Origin of the sequence: Clostridium sp. AM58-1XD (assembly GCF_003464085.1) — a bacterium.
GTDB lineage: Bacteria > Bacillota > Clostridia > Lachnospirales > Lachnospiraceae > Lachnoclostridium_A.
This window is the reverse complement of sequence record NZ_QSDR01000005.1, coordinates 104,115-128,615: the sequence shown is the minus strand read 5'-3', so window position 1 is coordinate 128,615 and position 24,501 is coordinate 104,115. Positions and strand designations below refer to the sequence as shown.

Below are 24,501 nucleotides of genomic sequence, written 5' to 3'. Positions count from 1 at the left end.
TAACCTCCTTTATCTCTTCTTTTCCAGATTCCAAATATGCCTGTCTCTTCGGAAAATCAGGCAGACCAGTACGCCTGTACAGGCCAGGAAGAAAAACAGTACCGCAGCTCCGGAACCTTTTCCCTCCCCAAATATGCGGACCATGAAACTTCCAGGTTCCATCCGCCTCATCATCGGTTCAAACAGACAGTCCGTCAGAAAACCTCCCATAAAATATCCCAGAGGAATCGTAAAAAACTGCAGCGTATTTCTTGCGGAATAAACGCGTCCCTGCATGGACACGGGGATGGTTTCCCGAAATACCACATCCATGCTGGCATTCATAAATGGTATAAACAGCCATCCTAAAAACGCTCCGGAACACCATACGGGAATACTTTTTCCAAATGCCAGGAAAAAATTCTCTGTACCCATAGAAAACAGCAGACCGTTGCAGATCACCTTTATCCGGCTTTTCGGCGGTTGGCTGAACGATACCAGGATGCTTCCTGCCACATTTGCCAGGCCTGCGCACATGTTCACCAGCCCCAGAGCCGTCCGGCCTCCTTCTTCCCGTGACAGCAGCATGGCCGGAAGCGCCGCCTCATACATCGACGCGATGAAATTGACTGCTGCAAGAAACAGAATCAGGTCCAGTATCCCCCTGTTATTTCTCAAGTATTCCAAACCAGACCGGACTGCCTTCATAACCGGCTCCCTCTCCTCTCCCCCGCCTGATGGAATACGGATCAGAAATGCCAGAGAAAGGAAGGCCGCAGAAAATGTAAACAAATCAAAGAAAATAACGGCTTCGATTCCCGCAAACGACAGGATGGCCGCGGCGCAAATAGGCGTCAGTACGGTGACCAGGGAATTTGAAAACGCCCGCATTCCGCTGATTCTGTGATAATATTTCTTAGGAACTAAAAGGCTGACCGCCACATCGGAAGAAGGCTGCTGCACCGTATTCATAAGGCCGTTCAGTCCATTCAGAATATAGAGATGCCAGATTTCCAGCACGCCCATCCGAAGGAGCACAAATACAAACACCGTCGTAACAGCTGCAAAGCTGTCACAAATCAGCATGGTAATTTTCTTGTTCCATCTGTCGCTCAAAGCGCCTGCAAAGATACTCAGTATCACATAGGGCGCATAGGAACAGATGGAAAGAAGGGCTGTCGTAAGGGCAGAACCCTGTTTTTCATAAGACCATATCACAAAGGCAAAGCTGGTCATAGCGCTTCCAAAAGCCGAAAATGACTGTGTAATCCACAGCAGCAAGAAGCTGCCCAGCCCGCCAAACATTTTTTCTGTTTTATTTAATAATTCGATCATGACTTTGCTCCTTTTCATTCATTTCCATAGTTCGGATTTTACTGAAAATGCAAAGCCGGCCGGACGATTGACGGCGGGAACATCCCGTCATGTCTCCATGCAGCCTCGTCCCGGAATCAGACTTTGCATGGAGCTGTTTCAATGCAGAGCTTCATTATTTCACCTCCTGTTTCAATTTTATCATCTATTTCTGTTTTCCATTTGCTGCCTGCTTTATCATAAACCGACCGCCTGTACAATCCAGGCCGCCAGAGACGCACCTACAGCGACCGTCAGCAGACCTCTGTTGAAATAAGCCAGCACAACCGCAACGGCGCAGCCTGCTGCTGCGGAAATTTTGGACCCGGTTGCTGAAAAAATAGCCGGAAATGTCATGGCTGACAGCACAGCATACGGTACATAAAACAAAAAGGACTGTATAAATATATTTTTTATTTTTTTCTTAAATATCACCATTGGAAGGACCCGGATCAGGTACGTGGTCCCGGCCATAATTGCAACACAGATTAAAATATAAGTCAGACTCATTCTTCTTCCTCCTGATGCTCCTGCGTTTTCAAAGGAAACAGCAGGGCGGCCACCGCACTGGCGGCTACCGTAATTACGATAATTCCCCAGCCTCCGGAAAGAGCTGATAACAGGGGAAGATATGTAAAGCACACGCTCATTGCCACTGAAATCATCACGGTGAACAGTACCGCCTTTTGATATCTGGCCGCCGGTATAATAATCGCGATAAACATGCCGTACAGGGCAATTCCAAGGGCTGAGGACACACTTTCCGGAAGTATGCTTGTAACGGCGCCTCCCACGAGGTGCCGCCCGTCCATCCAATGACGGGAAGCAGGATCAGACCGGCCATATAGGAAGCAGTGACCATACCAGGGTGCTGAATGGCAACGGCAAATATCTCATCTGTAATGCCGAAGGAGATTCCAAGCCTCTTGGGATATGTCATTTTTTCATTTACCTTCTGCGACAGCGACAATGACATGAGAAAATATCTGATATTGATTACAATCATGCTGACTATCAGCTCCAGATAAGTTCCCCCGGCCAGCATCAGATTCACACCGGCGAACTGTCCTGCGCTCGTTAAATTCGTCAGTGAAATCATGACAACGACCCAAAGGGGAATCCCTGATAATACTGCCATCATTCCGAAAGCCGCCGACACAGAAAAATACCCCAGACAAATGGGGATTCCGTGGCGCATGCCCTGTATAAACTCATTCCTGTTCATCTTACTTACCTTCCTTGTCTTCCGTGTTCCTTACATCTGCCGTATCTTCCGGCTTCCTGCTTTCACTGCTAACGGTCCACCCGTCCGGAACCGTCTCCACCCGCCAATTTTTCTACCTCTTCCCTGCTTACCAGATTAAAGTCTCCATGTATCGTATGCTTTAATGCCGAAGCAGCTACCGCGAACTCCAGCGTCCCCCGGATATCCATCCCTTCCGCCAGTCCGCTGATAATCCCTGCCGCAAAGGCGTCTCCGCCTCCGACGCGGTCTACAATCGGATGTATCGTATATTTCGTCGAGTAATAAAAATCCCCAGTCTTTCCGTCCAATATACAGGCGGACCAACCGTTGTGGGACGCCGAGTAGCTTTCCCTCAAAGAACTCACTACGTATCGGAAGCCAAACCGCTCTTTCATTCTTTCAAACATAGTATGGTAACCGTCAAGTTCCAGGCGGGCCGCAGCAGCATCGCTTCCCTCCGGTGTAAATCCAAGAACCTTTTCTGCATCTTCCTCGTTTCCAATACAGACATCCACATACTGCATGAGGTCTGTCATAACGTTCTGCGCCTCTTTTGGAGACCACAGTTTTTTTCTGTAGTTTAGATCTACGGAAACCGTAACCTGATGGGCTTTTGCCGCCTGAAGTGCCTTTTTTGTCAGTTCAGCCGCTCTTTCCCCAAGGGCCGGCGTAATTCCTGTAAAGTGAAACCAGTCCGCTCCCTCAAAAATCTGATCAAAATCAAAAAGCTCCGCAGGAGCCTCTGAAATGGAGGAACCGGCCCTGTCATAGATGACGTTGGACGGCCTCATAGCCGTTCCGCTTTCCAGAAAATAAATCCCCAGCCGTTCGCCCCATCTGGCAATATGGCTTGTCCCTACATGATATTTTCTGAGAGCGGCCACGGCGCATTCTCCAATAGGATTGCCGGGAACAGCTGTTACATAATCCGTCTCGTGGCCGTAATTTGCCAGGGATACCGCCACATTCGCCTCTCCACCGCCGTAATTCACCTCAAATTCATCCGCCTGTATGAACCTCTCATGATTCGGTGTTGAAAGCCTCATCATGATTTCTCCCATAGTTACGATTTTCGCCATGTCCTATACTCCTCTCAACTTCTTCTCAATTTCTGCCCGGACGGCATGGATTATTCGCTAAGTGCTTTGCATGTATCGCACGTAAACGGCCATAAGACGGCCGTTAAGTCTCGTAACAATACAAACCACTAAGCTCGACAATACCTCGCTAAGTGCTTTGCATGTATCGCACGTAAACGGTCATAAGACGACCGTTAAGTGCTCGTAACAATCAGGGGCTGCAGCTGCTTTTGGCTGCACCCCCTGAGCATGTGTTGTTTTCCTTTCGAATGCGCCGGAATTACTGGCCTCTCGCTTTTTTAACGACCTCTACGAATTCCCTGGCCTTCGCGGTAACTGCCGCGTAGTCGCCGGTTTTGGCGCCTTTCGTCAGGCTGCTGCCCGTACCGACTGCACAGGCGCCTGCCTTCATCCATTTCTCTACGTTATCCACGTCCACGCCTCCCGTAGGCATGAACTCTCCCTGGGGAAGGGGTCCGCGGAATGAGCTGATCGCGCCAGGCCCCAGCACGTTGCCCGGGAATATTTTCAGGATATCACAGCCGGCTTCCATGGCAGTGACTGCCTCTGTAGGCGTCATTACGCCAGGTATGACAGGAATACGATAGCGGTTGCATGTCTTAACCATATCCAGATTAAATCCCGGTCCGACGATATAGGACGCTCCTGCCAGAATCGCCATTCTGGCCGTCTCCCCATCCAGAACCGTACCGGCGCCGATGACAATTTCCGGCCTGCTGCTGTATTTGTCAACCATCGCTTCAATAATCTCCATCGCTTTAGGGACAGTCATGGTGATTTCTATAAAATGGATGCCGCCTTCCACAATGGCGTCGATCACCCGTTCGCCTTTCTCCTTGCTCTCCGCACGCACAACGGCTACAAGCCCCTCTTCTTTCATCTTCGCAATAACCTGTTCTTTTTTCATTCGCCTTCTCCTTTCGCCTCTCTATAGCTCTCTTACCATACAATACTGTTTCAGCCGGAAGTGTTTCTCCACAATTCCGAATATTTTAAATCCAAAATGCTGGTAAAGCGTTACATTTTTTTCATTATGGGTTTCCAGGGAAATCATCATTTTCTTATTCTCCGCATATGCGATCGCTTCATTCATCAAATACGCAGATATTCCATGATGCTGCATGGACGGCCTGACAGCCAGATAAATGATATGAAGCCGTTCCTCCCTATGAAGCTGGTCCGTCCAGCTGGAATTTAGATAATCACGTCCGATTACAAAATTCCAAAACGTCTTAAAGCTTCTGTCTTCTTTAATCAGATATTCATCCGTCTTCAGGGAAGCTTTTGCCTCAGTGAGAAAATACTGAACCGGATTATATTCCTCTGAGCCGTCCGATACGACCAAGATACCGTTCAGTTTTGGACTGTCCGCGTAAATCTTGCAGATTTCGAAAAATTCCGTCAAATCGCATTCGAATAATTCCGGGAGCAGCCGTTTCCTTGTCTCTTCATCAGGAATCAGGCTCAGATACAGGGGATCTTCGGCAAAGCACTGCGTCAAAAGCTCCCTGAGCTTCGGCAGGTCCTCTTTCTGCACCCGGTACAACTTCTGGCTTTCCATTATTACACCTCTTTTAAGCCTTTTTCATTTCGTCAATCATGACGTCTACTGCCTGTACCATATATCGGATGTCATCATCATAACATATTTGCTGTTTTTCTTCTACCGCTTTCAGAATGTTTCTTTCTTCTGTAAAATCGGTCTGCCCGTGTTTCACCTTGTTTCTGAGTCCGGCAACCACGCCGAACAGATTCTCGTGATGGACAATTCTTCCGGCTCCCCACTGCAGCCTGTCTTTTTCCTGAGTCAGGACGTATTCCGTAAAGTGCAGAAATACTTCTTCGTCAAACTGGAACGCATAGGAATTATTATCGATCTGATAAATAGCTTTCAATGCTCCTTCTCCGTCCATCTGTTTCAGACATTCCTCTGCTTTTTGCAGGTATCGCAGATTGTTCTGCACGGCCTCCTGCGGAAACAGAACAGAATCTTTCCAATCCAGCCTCACAAAGGAATCCTGTCCTTTTCGGAAGAGGCGCAGCAGACGGCGCTGAAGATTCATCCGTTCGCCTCTGCTGATCTGCTCTTCCCTTCTGTTAACTGCAGTTACGCGGCGGTACAGTCGGTCTCCCATTATCTCCGCCTCATCCAGCCGGTCCATCAGACGCCGCAGACCTTCCTGATCTTCCTTGCCAGTCACCGGCTTCACACTCCTTCTGACCGCCTGGAACAAGCGTTTCAGATTTACAGGTGCAACGGAGAGCTCGTCAAAGGCCATGACAAGGAGGCCGAACAGTTTGTGGTTAAAGAGATATACGTCTTTATCATAATAGCTGTCGTTGTCAAACTGGGAATGATAGTGGGTTTCCATAAAACTCCCTGCACTGAATTCGTTCACCATAGACGGAACTCCGGAAATTGCAATGGAGAAATCATCCGACCATGTTTCTACCGGTTCCCTCACTTCGATGCCTTCCGGATATATCCTTTTGACGTCCAGTTCATCCGGCAGATTCTCCAGAAATGCCTTCAGAAATCCGTAATATTCATATGTTCCTCTGACAGCCCCCTTCTTTCCATGTACATGGGCCGGAAGTTCAAAATTCAGATTTGCCATGACTTCCCCCTGCCACTGAGGCTGATTTTAAACATCTGCTGCCAGGCGCCGGTGGACCAGTCGTACTTGGAATCCACAATCCCCCATTCTTCCGCGGCCATAGCGCAGAATATGAGCGTTTTTTCCGGTCTGTATCCGATTTTCAGAAAGGCCTCGGCGATTCCCAGCATCATGGCAACTGCACAGTTGTCATCCTGGAATCCGCTGTAGTAAGAATCATAGTGGGCTGTCAAAAGTATTTTATTGTCTTCTTCCTCCCCTGGGATAATACCCCAGACGTTATAGGAAAGCTGATCCTTTCTGACAGATGATTCCGCATCAAACAATACCACGATCTCCTCTTCCTCTTTCAGGGCGGTCTTCAGAACATTGGCATCCGCTCTGGACATGGAGAATGCCGGAGCGTCTGCCGGCCCGGCAATATCCTGGGCATTCAGGGAGGTATCATCAATTTCTCCGTACCCGTTTTCCTGTACCGCCACAAGAGCCGCCGCTCCTTTTAAATGCGCCTGGTAAACGGGAAAGTTAATCCACCATTCCTCTCTCTGGTTGATATCCACAAGTACAATTTTCCCTTTCACATCACGGCCTTTGTACTCCTCTGCCGTTCCCTTTCCCAGGTAAACTACGGGGAACTCCTGAAAGCCTTCCGTATGGAAATCCGTCTGATAGGCTCCCAGCTGAAATTCAAACACCCTTCCCGTATGGTCTTCATATCGCATTACGGCCTTTTTAAATTCCCAGGAATCCAGATGTATTTCATCCTTATGGATGTCGGCAAGCCCGATCCGTTCCATCTCTTCACGGATCATCTCCCCCGTCATCCGTTCCGCCTCTGAACCTGCTGTTCGAAAGCCAAGAACAGGATTCGTCCTGTAGGTTTCCATTTTTTTTGCAAAGCGATAAGAAGCGTCTGCATCCACCGCTTCGAAAAATTTCCGTTTCATGTCTTTCATCTCATTTTCCCCATCTTCAAGTATAAACTCGTTTACAATTTACAGGGAGTGCTGCAGAAACCTGCAGCACTCCCCTGATTATGTGTATTCTGTTATTTCCGACGGATTATTCCTCGTCCCAGTTATGGTAAGTAGCCTGAACGTCGTCATCCTCATCCAGAAGGTCCAGAATTCTGTTGATCTTCTTGATATCTTCTTCCGAAGTAAGCTCTGCCCATGTCTGAGGAATCATGGTTACGTCTGCCTCAGCCATCGGAATACCGGCTGCTTCCAAGGCTTCGCGTACAGCACTGAAATCTTCCGGTGCCGTCAGCACTTCATAGCTGTCCTCTTCTTCTGAAAAGTCCTCTGCGCCTGCATCGAGAGCCACCATCATCAGCTCGTCCGGATCCATGTCGCATTCTTCCTTGTCTATAATAATCTGGCCTTTTTTATCAAACATATAGGATACACAACCAGGTGTTCCTACATTGCCGCCGCCCTTTGTAAACGCACTTCTCACATTTGCGGCCGTACGGTTTTTATTGTCAGTCAGAGTGTCCACGATAATCGCAACGCCGCTCGGACCGTATCCTTCATATGTGATTACTTCATAGTTAACGGAATTGGCATCTCCAGCCGCTTTCTTAATGCCTCTGTCTATCGTGTCGTTCGGCATGTTGTTGGCTTTTGCTTTCGCGATCACATCGCGCAGCTTGCTGTTGTTTGCAGGATCTGGTCCGCCTTCCTTGACTGCAACTGCAATTTCTCTTCCAATGACGGTGAAGACTTTGCCCTTCGCTGCATCATTTCTCTCTTTCTTATGTTTAATATTGGCAAACTTGGAATGTCCTGACATAACGTATTCCTCTCCTTTTCTTTCCTCTTTTTTCATCCATAAATGTACATCTTTTGTATTCTATCATCATTTTCTGCCAATGGCAAGTATTAATCAGACGCTTCCTTTATTACTTTCACGATGCTGATCATCTTGTTTTCCACCTTAAGCACCTTAAAGCGGTATCCTCCGTAAATAATCTCCGGCTTCTCGTCCTCTCCCGGAATCCGGTCCAGTTTTGAAATCAGAAATCCATTGACCGTCTCATATCCTTCCTCATCCTCCTCGTCGAAGGTAATCTCCAGTGTGTCTCCCAGTTCGTCCAGAGATGCCATACCGTTTATGATATAAGAGCCGTCTTCCAGAGGCCTTATAAATTCTTCCTCTTCATCGTATTCATCCAGAATATTTCCTACGATTTCCTCCAGAATATCTTCCATCGTTACGATTCCGGCCGTCTGACCGTATTCGTCAATCACGATTTCCATATGGATCTTCTGAGACTGCATCTCCTTGAACAGCGTGTTAATATTACGGCTTTCCGGTATGAAATGAGCCTCTCTCAGAAGCCCCGGCACATCCCTCAAAGGCATGTCTGCATATTTCTGCTTTTCAGAAAATACGAGAGCATCCCTCATATGCAGAATACCGATTATATCGTCAATATCTTCTCCGTAGACGGGAAAACGGGAATTATAACCTTCTTCCAGAATAAAATGTACGGCGTCCTTAAGAGACATCGTTCCGTCCAGCGCCACCACATTTTTTCTGTGGGTCATGATTTCTTCCGCTTTCTTGTCATCCAGTTCAAAGATATTCGTGATCATCTCCGCTTCGCTGGCCTCCAGAACGCCCTGTTCATGCCCTTCGTTCACCATGGACATGATGTCTTCTTCCGTCACATTCTCCTGACTGGCCGACATATCGATCCCTACGAGCTTCAGGCATACCCAGCAGATCCTGTTACAATCCACACCACCGGCCGAAGCAGGCCAGCAGCGGCCAGCACCGGCTTGATCACTGCATATCCCCATGCCTTTGGGTTCTTGGCTGCGCATCTTTTCGGGATCACGATTCCGAAGCTTACAATCAGAATAATGCAGATAATTCCCTCCAGCCCCTTTAATACGGCAGAAGGAAAAGGCACTCCAGGAAGCGTGCCTTCCAGCAGATAGGCTCCCACGGCCATGGCAGCAAGATTGGTAAGCACCTGGATTGCATTAACGAACCTGGTTGGCCTGTTTACAATACGAAGGAGCTCTCTTGCCTTTTTGCTTCCGCTTTCCATCTCTTCTTCCAGTTCCGATGTGTTTACGTTCTGAATGGCTGCCCCGAAACCATAAAAGCATGCCTCCAGCAGAACGAAAATGAGGAAAATCAGTATTTTTATCCCCGAATACTCACTGTCCATGATATAATTTTACTCCTTTGGATTTACCTTTACAACTTGAAGGAGTGCCGCAGATACCTGCAGCACCCCTTTGTCTCTGTAGTATATTAGAAATATAGCAGATTTGTCTTTTTTCGTCAATCGTTTCCGTTTGTGCGGACTTTCTGTGCTGCGCAAAAAGACCCAGAAACCATACGGAATATGCTTCTGAGTCTTTTTCTTTTCTTAACCGGCATTAAAAGCCTTTTTTTCATTTCTGCCTCCGGACTATGTAGTAAGATCAAGGCTGATCATTAATGCACAGTCCACTTTCTCCTGAAGTTCATCATCAATATGGCATATTTTTTCCTTCAGCCTTTGTTTATCAATGGTGCGCAGCTGTTCAAGAAGAATGACAGAGTCCTTCACCATGGCACATTTTTTCGTATCCAGTTCGACATGAGTCGGAAGCTTTGCCTTATTCATCCTGGACGTAATCGCCGCACAAATGACTGTCGGGCTGTGCTTGTTTCCAATGTCGTTCTGTATAATAAGCACAGGCCTCACTCCGCCCTGTTCTGAACCTACCACAGGTCTTAAATCTGCATAATAAATATCTCCGCGTCTGATTATCACTGTCTCACACTCCGTCAATCGAATTCCTTCTTTTAGTATTGCCCCTGCAAAGAGCGCCTATTCACAAAAAATCCGACTGCTTTCGCCATATTCTGCCAGCACATTTTTCCGACGCGGTCCTGTTCGAAGACCGCCCGGTTACGTGCGCCTTATTTATCATATGACAGTGACCTGTGACCTGTGTTTTTCCTAATCTTTAAAACTATTCAAAGAAATAATCCTTTGCATCGACCGGTTTTCCGTCCGTATAATAGACTCTCGGAATCCGTTTTCCCACGGTACAGAGTATTTCATAATGAAATCCGCCGCTTAGTTCAGCCAGCTCTTCCACCGTAATCTCCTCATTCCCGTCCTTACCGATCAGGGTGACGCAGTCCCCTTCTTTTACATCTTCAATTGCGCTTACATCGGCCATCATCTGGTCCATGCATATCCGGCCAAGAATCGGTGCCCGCTGCCCGTGAATCAGAACGCTTCCGACGCCGGACAGGCTGCGCAGATATCCGTCGGCATATCCGATCGGCACCGTAGCGACTATCGTCTCCTTTTCCGTAACAAAGGTGCCTCCGTAGCTTACCGGCGTTCCCTCCGGCACCGTTTTCACATAGCTCACAAAGCTCTTCCAGCCCATAACCGGCTGAAGGGGAACCAGTTTTTTAACTACTTCATCCGACGGATACAGGCCGTAGATGGAGATTCCGGCGCGTACCATATCCATATTCATACTCTTTAAATCAATGATTCCGGCGCTGTTGGCACAGTGGCGCACAGGTATATGAATTCCACTCTCTTCCAGCTCCGATATAAACGAAGAGAATTTGACATACTGTTCGTTTGTACATCCTTTATCTGTCTCATCCGCCCTGGAAAAATGCGTAAATATGCCCTCCAGTTCAACTCCGGGAAGGCGGCTCATCTTCCGGACCATTTCGAGGGATTTACTGTCGGGCATCATACCGATACGGCTCATTCCCGTATCGACCGCCAGATGAATTTTCCCCTTCTTCCCCATGCTCACTGCTGTTTTTGACAATTTCTCAGCTTTTTCATATTGGAAAATGGTTGGACGTATATCATATTCCAGCAGTTCTGAGAATCGGTTCTCTCCCGTCACTCCGAGGACCAGAATCGGTTTATCAATCCCATGACGTCTTAAAATAATGGCTTCATCAGCCGTTGCTACCGCCATAAACTCCACATAGGGACTGATCGTCTGGGCTATTTTAACCGCTCCGTGGCCATATCCGTCAGCCTTTACAATTCCGATCATTCCTACGCCGTCTTCCAGATTTTCCGCCATGGATTTCATGTTTCCTACCACAGCGTCCAGATCTACCGTCAGGTAGCCCCTTTCATATCGTTTTATCCTGTATGAAAGTGCCTCTGTATCTATATTTGAAATTTCCATATCTGCTTCATTCCTCCCGGATGATATAACTTTTTTATAAAATAAAAGCATGTCGGTTCAGCACGATGCATGTTCCCAAATGGCTTACGGTCATGCAAAAAGCATATGGGTCCCCAATGGAAATGTGAGCACAAAAACCTGCCAGTATACAAGCTTGGCTCTCGTTTTTGCACTCACATTCCCGCCGTCCTGAACAGTTATCTGAAATCATACCACAACTAGCCCAGTTTCTTCAATACATTTCCTGCTTCATCTGCAATTTCATGCGCCAGAACTCCATACGCTCCTGCCTTCGCAGCCGCTCTCTCCCCGCACAGGCCGTGAAGATAGACGCCCATACGGGCTGCTGCCGATTCTTCCATTCCCTGAGCAATCAGTGCTGCAATCATACCGGTCAGAACATCGCCGGAACCGCCCTTTGCCATGGCACTGCAGCCGCTTTTATTCACGGATATCTTTCCTTCCTTATCGGCTACTACAGTGGCTGCGTCCTTTAAAACACAGGTAATTCCGAACTTCCCTGCGTAATTGACAGCCGTTTCCAGCAGGTTTTCCCGTATCTCCGATACCGTCTTTCCAGTAAGCCTTGCCATTTCGCCAAGATGAGGCGTAATGATGACATTTTCCGTATAATACCCTGTCAGTTCCGGGTATTCGGCGATTGTATTCAGGCCGTCCGCATCCAGTATAACAGGGGAACAGACGAAGCTGAGGACATTTTCCACTACTGTTTTGACATAGTGCGCCTGGCTGAGGCCGGGTCCCAGAACAACGGCGTCCGCCTGCCGGCACTCCCGTTCCACCAGAATGGAAAAGCGGTTCCTTTCTTCCGGATTTTCCATAATAATGCCGGTATTATATGTAATTACAACAGCCTCCGGCAGCTTTTCCTGAATAACAAGTCGGTTTTCCTCAGCCGTCAGTACCTTCACCAGTCCTGCGCCCGCCCTGTATGCTGCCAGTGCGGAAAGATAAGCCGCCCCTCCCATGTTCTTTGCGCCTGCAACAATCAGTACTTTTCCAAAGGTTCCCTTGTTGGAATAAGAAGGACGGCGCGGTATTTCTGCCAAATCTCCTTTCTCCATTGCAAATGCAGCCGCTCCTATATGCTCCCTGCTCTTTTCCGGAAAACCGATGTCAGCCACAATCACCTTTCCGCTGTAATCCCTGCCAGGATAGAGGGCCGTTCCCAGTTTCTCATATCCGAATGTCACCGTCACGTCAGCCGGCAGAGCACAGCCCATCACGGCTCCACTGTCCCCATGGATTCCGGAAGGAATATCGACAGCGATTGTTTTCTTTGGAGAAAGGTTCTTAAGCACCTCAATCAGTTCTTTATATTTTCCCTCAATCGGTCTCCCAAGTCCTACGCCGAACACCGCATCGATCAGAATATCACATTTTCCAGGAAGGAATTCACCGAATTCCATGACAGGTACATCCAGCTTTTCCGCTATGTCCAGCTGCAATCTCAGCTCCTTTGTACCGCGTTCCCTGTTTCCGGCCAGCAGGACAGACACGCGGTATCCTTTTTGCTTCAGCATCCGCGCGGCTGCAACACCATCTGCTCCGTTGTTGCCCGTACCGCATACGGAAAGTATCTCGTCGGACAGGTTAGAGAGCTTCTCAGCCTCCTCTGCCACCTTCATGGCCGCCCTCTCCATAAGCACAAGAGAGGGAATACCGATTTCTTCAATCGTATATCTGTCAATCTCCTTCATCTGTCTGCTGCTTACAAGATACTTCATACGCTCCTCCTGTTTTCTTTATATTTTCGTCTCTGCCCGTTCCCCTACGGCAAAGGCCATGGCGTATTCTTTTGTATTCGTTATGGATACCTCTATTCTGATCATCCCCATGGATCGAAAACATTCGTCTGCCCCGCCATACAGTCTTACATACGGTTTCCCTTTCTCATCCCGCAACACCTCGATATCGCATGGGGAAAAAGACCGGAAACCTGTTCCAAACACTTTCGAAACCGCCTCTTTGACAGCAAAACTGCCGGCCAGCCGGGAATAGTTATCCCCGGCCTGCCGGCGTTCTTCTTCTGTATAAACGCGTTCCAGGAAAGACTGCCTCTCACACGCCTTCCTGATCCTGCTGATTTCGACCATATCGGTCCCGACACCTGCTATCATGCCTTCTTATTTTCCTCTTTTTCCTTCTGCTGATCCTGAAGGCTGCATACGCGGTAAGAAAGCCTCATCAGGCTTTCGGAAAGATGAACATTCTCTACGACGACATCGTCCGGAACGACCAGATCTACATGAGCGAAATTCCAGATTGCCTTGATTCCTGCCTTTACCAGCCTGTCTGCGATCTCCGGCGCTTTCGTCTTAGGAATGGTAAGCGCAGCCATCTGAACGTTATTTTCTACAATAAAATGGTCCAGATCATCCACGCCGCGGATTTCGATTCCACGTACCACCAGTCCGATCAGGCGCGGATTAATGTCGAACATTCCTTTTATCACAAAACCACGTTTTTCAAAATTTGCATAATTGGCAATCGCCTGTCCCAGATTTCCTGCACCGATAATAATTAAGTTATGCTGTCTGTCTATTCCCAGGATTTTTGCGATTTCCGTATACAGGTATTTGACATTATAACCATATCCCTGCTGTCCAAAGCCACCGAAATTATTAAGATCCTGACGTATCTGGGACGCTGTTACCTTCATCTTGAGACTAAGCTCATTCGAGGAAATCCTTTCCACTCCGTCTTCCATAAGTTCTCCTAAATAACGGTAATACCTTGGAAGCCTGGAAATGACTGCCTTTGAAATATCTTTTTCTGCCACAACAATCGCCCTCCTGCCTAGAAATACTAAAAATACTTTGCTACATTCTATTATAGCTATATGTCAAATAAATGTCAAACAATTTGTATCCTTGAAAAAATACACAACCTATATTATACTTAACCTGACTTTTACGTAAATGAACAGGAGGAATTCTCCATGATATTATCATGCAGCAACATCAGTAAGGCTTTCAGCGGCAATCAGGTGCTGTCGAAAGTCTCTTTCCATATAGAGGATCATGAAAAGGCGGCGATTGTCGGAATTAACGGAGCCGGCAAATCCACCCTGTTAAAAATTATTATCGGTGAGCTTTCTGCCGATGAAGGGGAAGCCGTCCTCGCAAAAGGAAAGACCATGGGTTATCTCGCCCAGCACCAGGACCTGTCCAGTTCCCGTTCCATTTTTGACGAAATGCTGGAAGTAAAGCGTCCTGTCATCGAAATGGAGGCGCGAATCCGCTCCCTGGAGACGGAAATGAAACATGCAGAAGGCGATCAGCTGGAGGAGCTTCTCTCCCAATACAGCAGGCTGAATCATGAGTTCGAGCTCCAGAACGGATATGCATGGAAAAGCGAAGTAACCGGCGTCCTCAAAGGCCTGGGCTTTTCAGAGAATGATTTTTCAAAATCCATCTCCATGCTTTCCGGAGGTCAGAAGACACGTGTATCTCTCGGCAAACTTCTGCTGACCCGTCCGGACATCATTATGCTGGACGAGCCGACCAACCATCTGGACATGGAATCGATTACGTGGCTGGAAACATATCTTCTAAATTATCCGGGAGCCGTCATCATCGTCGCCCATGACCGCTATTTTCTAAACCGGGTGGTAAGCAAAATTGTGGAACTGGACAACGGTCACTCCACAGTCTTCTCCGGCAATTATGACGATTACCGCCAAAAGCGCTCCATGATCCGCGACGCTCAGATTAAAGCCTGGATGAATCAGCAGCAGGAAATTCGACATCAGCAGGAAGTGATCGCAAAATTAAAGTCATTCAACAGGGAAAAATCCATTAAACGGGCGGAAAGCCGGGAAAAAATGCTGGATAAAATCGAACTGCTGGACAAGCCGGCAGAAGTCAACGACGAGATGCGCATTCGCCTGGAGCCAAATATCACCAGCGGAAATGACGTTCTCACGGTGCGCAATCTGAGCAAATCCTTTGGTAATCAGACGCTTTTTTCCCATGTTGACATGGATGTCCAGCGGGGAGAACGGGTTGCCGTCATCGGCGCGAATGGTACGGGTAAAACTACAATCCTTAAGATTATCAATGAACTTATGGAGCCTGATACCGGCGAAATCACCTTGGGGTCCCGTGTTCACATCGGTTATTATGATCAGGAGCATCAGGTTCTTCACATGGAAAAAACGCTCTTTGACGAGCTTCAGGATACATATCCGAACATGGATAACACTCAGGTCCGCAATATACTGGCTGCATTTCTCTTTACAGGGGACGACGTATTCAAACGCATCTCCGATTTAAGCGGCGGTGAACGAGGCCGCGTCTCCCTTGCCAAGCTTATGTTGTCAGAAGCCAATTTCCTGATTCTCGATGAGCCGACCAACCACCTGGACATCACCTCCAAAGAGATTCTGGAGGATGCTCTCGTTAATTACACTGGAACCGTGCTGTACGTATCCCACGACCGATACTTTATCAACCGGACCGCTACCAGAATTCTGGATCTGACCGGCCGGAAACTGATTAACTATATAGGAAACTATGATTATTATCTGGAAAAGAAAGAATTGATGGAGCGCATATACCTCTCTCCTACCGATGAAAAAGAGGAAGCAAATGCGGCAACTGATACAAAGTTGGACTGGAAGGCTCAGAAAGAGGAGCAGGCGCGTATCCGAAAACGCCAGAACGAGCTGAAGAGGACGGAAGAAGAGATTCTCATGCTGGAGGACCGTGACGGCGAAATCGACCTTCTTCTCGTACAGGAAGACGTCTATACGGACCATGTCCGACTGGCTGAACTGAACCTGGAAAAGCAGGCGATTGCCGAACAGCTGGAAAATCTGTATAAAAAATGGGAGGAGCTTGCCGAATAGGCAGGCTCCTCCTCTTTCTCTTAATTCTTCTCATTTTTTCTCAACCGCTACCCATATTTCACAGCAGTACTCCGGAGACGATATGTCTGTCGACGGATATGCTTCGAAATCAGTTCCGCCGCAGGGCTGATACTCGCTTGACGGGAAAAATTCGCTGGAAATCTGCTGATACAGCCGCTGGAACGCCTCCGGCATCTTTCCTGCACATCGGAACACAACATAGGTATGCGCCGGGATTTCCTCTACAACGAGGTTTTCCTCTTTTATAGGTGCGCCGTTATACACCACACCAATTGCATACGGATACGCTTCCTCTGACGCATCCGTTCCGAAGCTGGCTCCTACAACGCAGCCGCCGAAAATATTGTCCTCAGAAATGTACTTACACAACGACTCAATCGTACCGTCCATGCTGCACTGCCGCCAGAATTCCGCTATCTCTGCAGCCGTAAGCTCCTGACTTCCGGAAACTTTTTTCTTTCTCATAATCAGTTGGACTGATTTCTTCGTTTCGATTCTGTAATCCATCGTATTTCCTCCGCTTAAGATAAGTTTTACAGAAAGTCGTGAAAAGGATTTTAAACCTGCATTTTTATTCTTTACCTGCGAAGGCGATATCCCGTGGAAGCGGGTAAATGCCCTGCCGAAGCTTTCCGGCGTGTCATAACCATACTTTAATGCAATATCAATGATTTTCTGACCGGAGTTTACTATTTCACTTCCTGCAAGCGACAGCCTTCTGTTCCGAACGTATTCTCCCAGCGTAAACCCGCACAGAATACTGAATACCTGCAATCCAATCCATCCTCTCGCCCCTTCCGTATGTACTGATCTTAACGGATCACAGATACTTTTTCCTGACTTTTTGTGCTGTGAGATGACGTGTTACTGCCATGTGTTACGGCAGCACGGCGCATTACTGAAGGAGATCCTTCAAGACGGCATACGTATCAGGGGCCGCCTCTTCCAGCTCTTTCGTCGTCTCCGAATCCCAGTAAAGCTTGCACAGGATGCCGAAGTAAAAAGCCGGGTCGTCTTCATAATAATTCGGGATATCAGCCATCTCTGCTACCGTCATCTCATCCCCCCACATAACAGCCATATCCTCATTTCCCTCTCTGTACAGTCCCAGCGTATAGCCGATATATTCTCCGAATCCTCTGACCAGATCATCAGGCTTTGTAAATTTCAGCTTCTTATATGTAGGATCCAGCTTGTGATATACATAATAGATTCCAAGGTTCGTATCAGGCGCCTCCAGATACGCCTTTTTCGTATAATACATCAACTCCCAGTCTTCCTTCACAAATCTGGTTACCCACTTCTGCGGCACGTAGTACAGGGCATCCGTGATCATATCTCTGTCATACATGGTGACATCGCCATTTCCTATGAGTCGTATATCATGCTCGTCCACATGGACGCCATTCTCATTCATATAATGAAGCCCTACATACGTGCCGGCTGCCAACTGCCCTGTATTATAAAAGAAATACTGTTCTCCGTCTATGCTTCGGTAACCATCGTTTACCATGTTTCCCAGAACTGTAAAATAATACCAGTCTCCCGTGTAGCGGAGCCACCCGTAATGCAGTTCTCCATTCTTATCATAATAATACCGCTTACCTGTTTTAATATCCGTATACCAGCCGTGATACGGTTTTTCCTTCGCCTCATCACTACTGTCGGCTCTGGCACGGCACGTTGGAAATATTATAAAAAGAGCCAGTAAAAGGATCACCGCTCTTCGCCTGTTCCATCTCATAAAGCCCCTCCTTTCAGCAAGGATTCTGCTTTTTTCCTGTTCACTCCGTGCCCCGCATCATGCTTTACAATGCGCAGGAAACGAAATGACGCCTGTAAACAGCAGCGCTTTTCTACTTATTTTACTATACAGTTTTTAAAAAGTATAGTACAATCTTCTTACGATATTTTATAGGCGCCGTTGGAACTGCAGTATTTTTTATATAGAAAGGACTAAGCAGATTATGAATGGAAAAAGAATTCTGGCACTGACAGCCGTCGTACTCATTGCGCTGCTCTATCTCGCAACTCTGATCCTGGCATTTACAGGAAGCCCCAATACGCCTCGGCTGCTCATGGCCTCTCTCTTCTGCACGATCGTTATTCCCGTAATCATTTATGCCTGGCAGATGGTATTAAAAATTAGAGATAAAGAAAATTGAAAAACCGGTAGACATTTTCCGACATATAGACTATAATGGAAAAAATGTCAGGGAGGATTTCGTATGTTCCGAAGTAAACCGATCAATTTTGAATATGTGCCATCACTTTTCACAGAGGTATTATTGTTCCACTGTGAGAGGAGATGGCTTTTCTTTTGTACGGATCCTGTAGCTTCTTCTGCCTTGATTTTGGCCGGAAGACGATCTCTGAAGATACTTATAAGGAGGATATTATGAGACATTTACTGAACCCACTGGATTTAACCGTGGATGAAATCAACGATCTGCTTGATTTGGCCAATGATATCGAAACACACCGCGAAAAATATGCACATGCCTGTGAGGGCAAAAAACTGGCGTCGCTTTTCTATGAGCCCAGTACAAGAACGCGTTTAAGCTTTGAAGCCGCCATGCTCAACTTAGGAGGCAGCATACTCGGATTCGCTTCTGCGGACGCCAGCTCCGCTGCAAAGGGCGAAAGCGTTGCGGATACCATCCGTGTCGTATCCTGCTATGCAGATATCTGCGCTATGCGCCATCCGAAGGAGGGTGCTCCCAGGGTAGCTTCCCAATTTTCCCAGATTCCGGTCATCAATGCAGGGGACGGCGGCCACCAGCATCCGACACAGACGCTGACCGATCTTCTGACGATCCGCTCATTAAAGGGCCGTCTGGACCATCTGACAATTGGCCTGTGTGGAGACTTAAAGTTCGGACGTACCGTACACTCCCTCATTAATGCACTCGTAAGATATACCGGAATCCGCTTCGTCCTCATCTCACCTCAGGAGCTGCGTGTTCCCAGCTATGTAAGAGAAGATGTATTAGTCGCAAACAATGTGGATTTCCTTGAAGTCGATAATCTGGATGCCGCGCTTCCTGAACTGGACATCCTTTACATGACTCGTGTGCAGAAGGAACGTTTCTTTAACGAAGAAGACTATATCCGTTTAAAGGATTCCTATATTCTGACAAAAGATAAAATGAAACTGGCCAAAGATGATATGTACATCCTTCACCCCCTTCCAAGAGTCAATGAAATTTCCGTACAGGTTGATTCAGACCCAAGGGCTGCATACTTTAAGCAGGCACAGTACGGTGTGTACGTCAGAATGGCACTTATCATGACTTTACTGGAGGAGGGAAAATCATGTTGAATATCAGCGGATTAAGCGAAGGCGTTGTCCTGGATCATATCCAGGCAGGAAAGAGCATGGAGATTTACCGCAATCTCGGCCTTGAACATCTGGAATGTCAGATTGCCATTATTAAGAATGCAAAAAGCAACAAGATGGGCCGCAAGGATATTATCAAAATCGAAGGCAGTCTGGACACCTTGGATCTGGACGCTCTTGGATACATCGATCATAATATCACGGTTAATATCATCCGCAACAATACGATCGTGGAAAAAAGGCAGCTGAAGCTTCCAAATCGTATCACCAATGTGATCCACTGCAAAAATCCGCGCTGTATTACTTCTATTGAGCAGGAACTTCCTCATATTTTCTATCTTGCAGATGAAAAAAACGAAGTTTACCGCTGCCTCTACTGCGAGGAAAAATACGGAAAATAAACTTTCTAGACGTTCTTTCCCATGTAATGAAAAGAGGGTGCTGTAAAAAGGAATAGAGCATTGTCACTGATACCAGATGTAGTGACTTGGGCCACTGCCCGGAACGGAACTGGTATCAGTAGCATAGCTAATTCGACTTTTTACAACATCCTCTTTTTTAATTGCACCCGCTTATTCCATCCCATGTTCCTGTACATTGGAATGGCTGTATATATAGAATCCTTCCTGACTCGTCTGGTACTTTTTCTCCAGCTTTTCGAATTGCCCGTCAAACAACTGAGCCTCCTGTTCATCCACATCAAATACAGGACTGTCACGGTAAACCCATTTTCTTCCGTCCAATGCCCCTGCTTTCAGCTCTTTTACCATCATAGCCGTTGGAAATGTCCCATTTTCAAGGCATACATTATACTTTTTACAGCTCTTAAAACCGCGGCTGATATAATTATTCGGGTCGCCGAAAATTACGATCGTATCATAGCCAAGCTCGATTGCTATTCTAAAAGAATATTCCATCAGTTCTTTGCCATATCCCTTCCGCTGATATTCCGGCAAAATGCTGACAGGTCCAAAGGTCAGTATCTCTTTTTCATAGCCCGATTCATCCACTAACTTTGCTTTTGTATACATGATATTTCCGACAACCTTCTGATTCCGTTCAATGACCAGATCCAGTTCCGGTATAAAATCTTTATGCGGCCTCATGATATGAACCAGATAATGTTCGATACATCCGGGAATATATAAATTCCAAAATGCTTTTCTTGTTATTTCCTCCACCGTCTTGTAATCGGCTTCCGTCTCATTTCTGATTGTAATACGCTCATCCATTTGATATTCCTCATTTATTTTTATTTTATCATGCCCCGAATAACACAAAAAATTCCTGCCGCCCTATGATCGCCACTCGCCAATCCTTCCTAAAACATTTAATTAAACAGCTTTTCTATATCTTTGATTAACAGAAGGTTCTTTTTCTCATAATCATTCAGTACGTTGGCATTGAAATTCTCGGGTGCCACCGTTCCATAATACCATGTTTTACTGTTAAAATAATTCTGAAGGTCCTGATCGCTGAACGTCCTTCCGTGACGTGCATAGATTTCATTCCTGGCAAGCCGGAGCTGGTCTTTCGTAAATCCCGCGAAATCTGCCGATGTCAGATATCTGCTGGAACTGTACGGCATTACATAATCGCTGCTCTGCACGGCAGGAGCCGTCTGTGGGATATTGCCGGAAAAAGTCGGCTGGTTAGCAGGAGGAACATAAGCAGTTGTAGGCGGCACATATGCAGTTGTAGGCGGGATATACGCCGGTGTAGTGGGGACATTAGGTTCCGTCGACGGAAGGGATTCCATACCCATCGATGACGTTTCCTCCGCCGCTGTTTTTGCCTTCTCTGTCTGTTTCTCCGTTTCTTTTATCTCTTCCTTTTTCTCCCTCGATCCCACCATTACCGTTTTGGGCTGGGGACGAAGGAAAAAATACGCACCTGTGCCCACTGCGCCGACCATGCATATTCCAAATATGACCAGAAAAATAACGAGCCCTGTTTTCCCTCTTCTTGGAGGCGGATTCACGCCTCCCTGTTTCTGAAACTGCGAACCGTTTATTCCCTGTCCGCCTGTTTCCGAATCAGACTGCAGCGTCGTTCCGCACCCGCTGCAGAACTTCGTTCCTGCCGGATGAATCCTTCCGCAGGACGGGCACGTAATTTTCATAACATTTCCACATTTTGGACAAAATTTTGCGTTTTCTGATACCTCGCTTCCGCATCTTGGACATCTCATTTCCCTTACCTCCTATACCACGCTACGGGCATTCTTTGGCATTGCCAATGCTGAAAAAACCGGATACGTCGGAATCTACCATTTTAAGCTCTTTTCCTCCGAAATATTTCAAATCCCCTCTGCTTCTGTCTAAATTGTAATCTGTCAGCATTAGAATAGATTTTTCTCCGATAACATCATAAAATGTCACATCATCCGTTATATTCTCCGCCTTTTTTCCTCCGACCATCGTCAACGTGCCTCTGTACTTATCCATACTTCCGTCTGTAATACATACGACTTTATCACTGTCCGGAACCGCAGTCACAGAACCGCAGGCCACGTCCGAGATCACCATTTCCCCATCGCGGTATAGATCTCCCGAATACCCATAGCGGTCAGATCCTTATAATAATATATGGAACCGTTGAACAGATCTTCCAAATTTTCCACATCTTCGTCAATCGTCTTTATTTCTCCGAATTTGCCTTTTCCATAATTGATGGTGACGAGATCCCGTTCTTCTTCGTCATTTAAGCCTTCCAGAGCATAGATCAGCTTATTATCCTTATCGTTTTTGAACCTCTGAAGAGAATCTGCATTCAGAGCCTTGCTCTCCCCGCCTGCTATAAGGTATAATTCCAGATCGTCCTGAGCTTCCCTGACATAACTCTCCACGTCTCCGGCCGTATAGATTTCCGACAGGCGCAGCTTAGGTATATCCTCTTCTTCCGGCTGTCCGTAAATCATCACGCCCTGTCCGCTGAAATTGATCTGCTTTACCCTGTTGCTGATCAGCTGTTTTTCTTTGCCATTAAAATAGTACAGCTCCTTCGTGCCGTCCTGGATTTCCCTCTCCCGCAGATCTTTCCGCAAGCTGTCATACCGATAAGAATCATATGTGTCCTGACCGACATCATCGGCCACATAGTCAGCCGCAGTCATGATCTGGTCTGCTTCCGCTGTATAGTAAAAGGTCAAATCATCTGCATTCATCCCCTTGACATCGAGAATATCGCCTGCCAGCTTAACCTTCTCTCCCTGCTTTTCAATCAGATAAACGGCGTCATTCTTTAAAATAATGATTCTGCTGAAGTCGTCATTCGTATCCAGTATCTCCGATACACCGCTTTCGAGTTTCTTCTTTTCACCCTTTTTTCCCGGTTTCTGATAATAAAGTTTATACTCCTCTCCATCCTGTATCTCCCATATGACGGCCCCGCCTTCCTTCGCAACTTTATAGTATGCCACATCGGAATCCAGTTTGATCTTTTCTTTTCCGTCCCAGGCGTAAAGAGCGTCATTCTTTTTCTGATAAATGACCATTCCTGATTCTTCTACCTTAAAAGACTTCACGTCGCTGTCGATTTTTTCGCTGTCCTTTTTGCTCCCGATCTTTTTTTTCATCAGGCGGAAAGCGCCGCCAGAGTCGATCCGGTCCGGATAATAGCAGTATTTTCCGTCCTTCGAAAATTCAAGTACGTTCGTTGGTATCATAATCCCAGAAAAGCTGTAGTCCCGGCTGTCTTCTGCCAACTCATCCGTAAACTCCACAGGATCTTTTTTCAGCTTCTTGAGATTTGTGTAGTAGAGACCGTCATCCTTTATGTAAGCCAGCTTTTCCCTGTTGGCTTTTTTCGATCCTGAACCGGAAAATGCTCCGATTATCAGTCCGCCGATTCCAACTGCCGCTATAAGCACGACGCTATTGCCGCCGGTATCAGCCACTTTTTCTTACCGCCTGCCGCAGGCAAAACCGCCGCTCCGATCTGCTGCCCGCAGTTCGGACAAAATACGGTATCCGCTGTTACCTGCTGGCCACAGTTTGGACAGAACACCATACTCTGCTGGGTTCCCCCATACTGGCTGAACGCCTGCCCCTGTGGTTCCGGCTCCTTTTCACATTTTGCTCCGCAATTCGGACAGAATAAGCTGTCGTCTTCCAGATCCGCACCGCACTGTATACATTTCATACTCATTTTCCTCCCTGATAATTACTCCGGATTTTACTGATAATTTTACCATGTTTCGACAATAAAGTAAACAATTTCAAGGAAAAGAGCGGCAGATGAAATCCTCCTCCATTGGTCATACTATCGCGGCAGCCGTTTTTAAATTTTTCCAAAAAAAGAAGCATGCCTCTGCACACTTCTTCTTATTCAATCCTTATAATGTTCGAGTAAGACGATAAGCCGGGTTATGTCGTTGGATGGTCATCTATCTAGGACCGGCGTCACCGCCGGCCTCAAGCAGCCTACCCGGAGCGGACGGGCCGCCCTGTGCTCCCTGTTCGGCCTTGCTTCAAATGGGGTTTACATATGCCCCGCCTGTTACCAGTCGGGCGGTAGTCTCTTACACTGCCTTTCCACCCTTACACAGCTTACGCTGTGCGGTTTATTTCTGTTGCACTATCCCTGGAGTCGCCTCCGCCAGACGTTATCTGGCATCCTGCCCTGTGAAGCCCGGACTTTCCTCTCCCGCAGCCTTTCGGCCTCTGCGGCAGCGACCATCTGTCTTACTCAAACGGTTCTTTCAAACCTTCGGGCATTATATCATGAAATTCTTTTTTTGTCCAGACAGGCTCAGAAAAAGAGGACATATGCGATCATCAGAAC

28 protein-coding genes and 1 other RNA gene are annotated in these 24,501 nt (G+C 47.2%); 4 read left to right on the top strand and 25 right to left on the bottom strand.

Annotation, left to right across the window (positions count from 1 at the left end; all coding sequences use genetic code 11):
- Positions 1-9 precede the first annotated feature (9 nt).
- From DXA13_RS04410 to DXA13_RS04345, 17 genes are all read right to left on the bottom strand, one after another.
- Positions 10-1,314 carry an MFS transporter gene (locus DXA13_RS04410; RefSeq protein WP_181995524.1) on the bottom strand — a complete coding sequence of 435 codons (1,305 nt, stop codon included), beginning with the start codon at positions 1,312-1,314 and terminating at the stop codon, positions 10-12.
- Positions 1,315-1,530: 216 nt separating this feature from the next.
- Entirely contained in the window at positions 1,531-1,842 is a 312-nt protein-coding gene (locus DXA13_RS04405; protein WP_118242090.1) for an AzlD domain-containing protein, read from the bottom strand.
- Positions 1,839-2,000, bottom strand: a complete 162-nt coding sequence (locus DXA13_RS22780; RefSeq protein WP_347559694.1) for a hypothetical protein — start codon at positions 1,998-2,000, stop codon at positions 1,839-1,841. The genes DXA13_RS04405 and DXA13_RS22780 overlap by 4 nt, the downstream gene beginning before the upstream one ends.
- A complete protein-coding gene (locus tag DXA13_RS04400; protein ID WP_347559693.1) occupies positions 1,997-2,557 on the bottom strand; it encodes an AzlC family ABC transporter permease in 561 nt (186 codons plus the stop codon). The genes DXA13_RS22780 and DXA13_RS04400 overlap by 4 nt, the downstream gene beginning before the upstream one ends.
- 68 nt (positions 2,558-2,625) lie before the next feature.
- Positions 2,626-3,657 (bottom strand): sugar kinase, encoded by a 1,032-nt coding sequence (locus DXA13_RS04395; RefSeq protein WP_118242089.1) that lies wholly within the window; start codon positions 3,655-3,657, stop codon positions 2,626-2,628.
- 280 nt (positions 3,658-3,937) lie between these two features.
- Positions 3,938-4,585, bottom strand: coding sequence for a bifunctional 2-keto-4-hydroxyglutarate aldolase/2-keto-3-deoxy-6-phosphogluconate aldolase (locus DXA13_RS04390; protein ID WP_118242088.1), 648 nt, complete (start codon positions 4,583-4,585; stop codon positions 3,938-3,940).
- Between the two features lie 21 nt (positions 4,586-4,606).
- Positions 4,607-5,239 carry a GNAT family N-acetyltransferase gene (locus DXA13_RS04385; protein ID WP_118242087.1) on the bottom strand — a complete coding sequence of 211 codons (633 nt, stop codon included), beginning with the start codon at positions 5,237-5,239 and terminating at the stop codon, positions 4,607-4,609.
- A 13-nt stretch (positions 5,240-5,252) separates the two neighbouring features.
- Positions 5,253-6,296 (bottom strand): hypothetical protein, encoded by a 1,044-nt coding sequence (locus tag DXA13_RS21500; RefSeq protein WP_243008968.1) that lies wholly within the window; start codon positions 6,294-6,296, stop codon positions 5,253-5,255.
- Complete coding sequence (locus tag DXA13_RS21495) at positions 6,284-7,243, bottom strand: M28 family peptidase (protein ID WP_243008967.1); 960 nt, start codon at positions 7,241-7,243, stop codon at positions 6,284-6,286. The genes DXA13_RS21500 and DXA13_RS21495 overlap by 13 nt, the downstream gene beginning before the upstream one ends.
- Positions 7,244-7,358: 115 nt before the next feature.
- Positions 7,359-8,090, bottom strand: a complete 732-nt coding sequence (locus DXA13_RS04375) for a YebC/PmpR family DNA-binding transcriptional regulator (RefSeq protein WP_118242140.1) — start codon at positions 8,088-8,090, stop codon at positions 7,359-7,361.
- A gap of 89 nt (positions 8,091-8,179) precedes the next feature.
- Positions 8,180-9,043, bottom strand: a complete 864-nt coding sequence (locus tag DXA13_RS04370; protein ID WP_347559692.1) for a hemolysin family protein — start codon at positions 9,041-9,043, stop codon at positions 8,180-8,182.
- Positions 9,010-9,480: a DUF21 domain-containing protein gene (locus DXA13_RS22775; RefSeq protein ID WP_347559691.1), complete on the bottom strand. Its 471-nt coding sequence runs from the start codon at positions 9,478-9,480 to the stop codon at positions 9,010-9,012. The genes DXA13_RS04370 and DXA13_RS22775 overlap by 34 nt, the downstream gene beginning before the upstream one ends.
- A gap of 246 nt (positions 9,481-9,726) precedes the next feature.
- A complete protein-coding gene (locus DXA13_RS04365; protein WP_118242139.1) occupies positions 9,727-10,074 on the bottom strand; it encodes a type II toxin-antitoxin system PemK/MazF family toxin in 348 nt (115 codons plus the stop codon).
- A 202-nt stretch (positions 10,075-10,276) separates the two neighbouring features.
- Entirely contained in the window at positions 10,277-11,482 is a 1,206-nt protein-coding gene (alr, locus tag DXA13_RS04360; RefSeq protein ID WP_347559690.1) for an alanine racemase, read from the bottom strand.
- A 218-nt stretch (positions 11,483-11,700) separates the two neighbouring features.
- Positions 11,701-13,230: an NAD(P)H-hydrate dehydratase gene (locus tag DXA13_RS04355; RefSeq protein WP_118242086.1), complete on the bottom strand. Its 1,530-nt coding sequence runs from the start codon at positions 13,228-13,230 to the stop codon at positions 11,701-11,703.
- Between the two features lie 18 nt (positions 13,231-13,248).
- Positions 13,249-13,623, bottom strand: coding sequence for a holo-ACP synthase (gene acpS, locus DXA13_RS04350; RefSeq protein ID WP_118242085.1), 375 nt, complete (start codon positions 13,621-13,623; stop codon positions 13,249-13,251).
- Positions 13,620-14,285 carry a redox-sensing transcriptional repressor Rex gene (locus DXA13_RS04345; RefSeq protein ID WP_118242084.1) on the bottom strand — a complete coding sequence of 222 codons (666 nt, stop codon included), beginning with the start codon at positions 14,283-14,285 and terminating at the stop codon, positions 13,620-13,622. The genes acpS and DXA13_RS04345 overlap by 4 nt, the downstream gene beginning before the upstream one ends.
- A 159-nt stretch (positions 14,286-14,444) precedes the next feature.
- On the opposite strand from DXA13_RS04345, the gene abc-f reads away from it, so the two are divergent.
- Positions 14,445-16,355 carry a ribosomal protection-like ABC-F family protein gene (gene abc-f / locus DXA13_RS04340; protein ID WP_118242083.1) on the top strand — a complete coding sequence of 637 codons (1,911 nt, stop codon included), beginning with the start codon at positions 14,445-14,447 and terminating at the stop codon, positions 16,353-16,355.
- Between the two features lie 30 nt (positions 16,356-16,385).
- Here abc-f and DXA13_RS04335 read toward each other — a convergent pair whose 3' ends face one another.
- A complete protein-coding gene (locus tag DXA13_RS04335; protein ID WP_243008966.1) occupies positions 16,386-17,150 on the bottom strand; it encodes an effector binding domain-containing protein in 765 nt (254 codons plus the stop codon).
- A gap of 121 nt (positions 17,151-17,271) precedes the next feature.
- The gene (locus DXA13_RS04330) at positions 17,272-18,120 is read right to left on the bottom strand and encodes a hypothetical protein (protein WP_118242081.1); all 849 of its coding nucleotides are present in this window, start codon (positions 18,118-18,120) and stop codon (positions 17,272-17,274) included.
- A gap of 223 nt (positions 18,121-18,343) precedes the next feature.
- Here DXA13_RS04330 and DXA13_RS04325 point away from each other — a divergent pair, with 223 nt between their 5' ends.
- From DXA13_RS04325 to DXA13_RS04315, 3 genes are all read left to right on the top strand, one after another.
- Complete coding sequence (locus DXA13_RS04325) at positions 18,344-18,541, top strand: hypothetical protein (protein WP_118242080.1); 198 nt, start codon at positions 18,344-18,346, stop codon at positions 18,539-18,541.
- 233 nt (positions 18,542-18,774) lie between these two features.
- The gene (gene pyrB / locus DXA13_RS04320; RefSeq protein ID WP_118242137.1) at positions 18,775-19,698 is read left to right on the top strand and encodes an aspartate carbamoyltransferase; all 924 of its coding nucleotides are present in this window, start codon (positions 18,775-18,777) and stop codon (positions 19,696-19,698) included.
- Complete coding sequence (locus DXA13_RS04315) at positions 19,692-20,117, top strand: aspartate carbamoyltransferase regulatory subunit (protein WP_118242079.1); 426 nt, start codon at positions 19,692-19,694, stop codon at positions 20,115-20,117. The genes pyrB and DXA13_RS04315 overlap by 7 nt, the downstream gene beginning before the upstream one ends.
- Before the next feature lie 171 nt (positions 20,118-20,288).
- Here DXA13_RS04315 and DXA13_RS04310 read toward each other — a convergent pair whose 3' ends face one another.
- The 6 genes from DXA13_RS04310 to rnpB form a co-directional block, all read right to left on the bottom strand.
- Positions 20,289-20,948, bottom strand: coding sequence for an N-acetyltransferase (locus tag DXA13_RS04310; protein WP_118242078.1), 660 nt, complete (start codon positions 20,946-20,948; stop codon positions 20,289-20,291).
- A gap of 98 nt (positions 20,949-21,046) precedes the next feature.
- Positions 21,047-21,907, bottom strand: a complete 861-nt coding sequence (locus DXA13_RS04305) for a YARHG domain-containing protein (protein ID WP_118242077.1) — start codon at positions 21,905-21,907, stop codon at positions 21,047-21,049.
- A 22-nt stretch (positions 21,908-21,929) separates the two neighbouring features.
- Positions 21,930-22,244 (bottom strand): hypothetical protein, encoded by a 315-nt coding sequence (locus tag DXA13_RS04300; protein ID WP_118242076.1) that lies wholly within the window; start codon positions 22,242-22,244, stop codon positions 21,930-21,932.
- Positions 22,238-23,614, bottom strand: a complete 1,377-nt coding sequence (locus DXA13_RS04295) for a hypothetical protein (protein ID WP_181995523.1) — start codon at positions 23,612-23,614, stop codon at positions 22,238-22,240. Before DXA13_RS04295 ends, DXA13_RS04300 begins: the two co-directional genes overlap by 7 nt.
- Entirely contained in the window at positions 23,578-23,859 is a 282-nt protein-coding gene (locus tag DXA13_RS04285) for a zinc-ribbon domain-containing protein (RefSeq protein WP_181995522.1), read from the bottom strand. Before DXA13_RS04285 ends, DXA13_RS04295 begins: the two co-directional genes overlap by 37 nt.
- Positions 23,860-24,058: 199 nt before the next feature.
- Positions 24,059-24,408, bottom strand: an RNA gene (rnpB, locus tag DXA13_RS04280) — RNase P RNA component class A.
- Positions 24,409-24,501: the final 93 nt, after the last annotated feature.